The following is a 615-nucleotide window of genomic DNA, read 5'->3' as shown; positions in this document are numbered from 1 at the left end:
CGAATTTTGCTCCCGCTTTGGTGGTTTCCGACGTTCAGCGCGCCCTGCTGGAAACGCTTTCTAAATCCCAGACGGCATCCCACCGGGAGGTGCAGCGCGCCCAGGTTTTGCTGATGGCCGCCGAGGGATTGGCCAGTGAGTGGATCGCGCGGGTTGTCGGGGTCAGCCCGGCGACCGTGCGGTCATGGCGGGCCCGTTTCAGCGAAGAGGGCCTCGCTCATTTGGGTGACGTCCGTCCAGGGCGTGGCCGCAAGCCGGTTATCCCGCAGTCAATTGTCGATCAGATCGTTGAGCTGACAAGGAATTCCAAGCCGGAGGGGCACACGCACTGGTCGGTGCGGACCATGGCCGCGAAAGTCGGGGTGTCGCCGGCCCAGGTACAACGGATCTGGGCCGCCCGGGGTCTGAAGCCTCATCTCGTGGGCTCGTTCAAGCTCTCCAATGACCCGCAGTTTGAAGAGAAGCTCATCGACGTGGTCGGCCTGTATCTGAACCCGCCGGAGAAAGCGATCGTGTTGTGCATGGATGAGAAATCCTCCATCCAGGCCCTGGACCGCACGCAGCCCTCCCTGCCCATGACGAAGGGAAGGGCAGAAACAATGACGCATGACTATA

At 62.0% G+C, this 615-nt stretch carries 1 protein-coding gene; it reads left to right on the top strand.

Translation table 11 applies throughout. The features are described 5' to 3' along the window. Positions 1-17: 17 nt before the first annotated feature. A partial coding sequence (locus QMG52_RS21820; protein ID WP_283562490.1) for an IS630 family transposase occupies positions 18-615 on the top strand: 598 nt, incomplete at its 3' end.

The organism is Paenarthrobacter sp. PH39-S1 (assembly GCF_030063245.1).
Lineage (GTDB): Bacteria > Actinomycetota > Actinomycetes > Actinomycetales > Micrococcaceae > Arthrobacter_M.
This window is presented reverse-complemented; position numbering and strand designations above follow the sequence as displayed.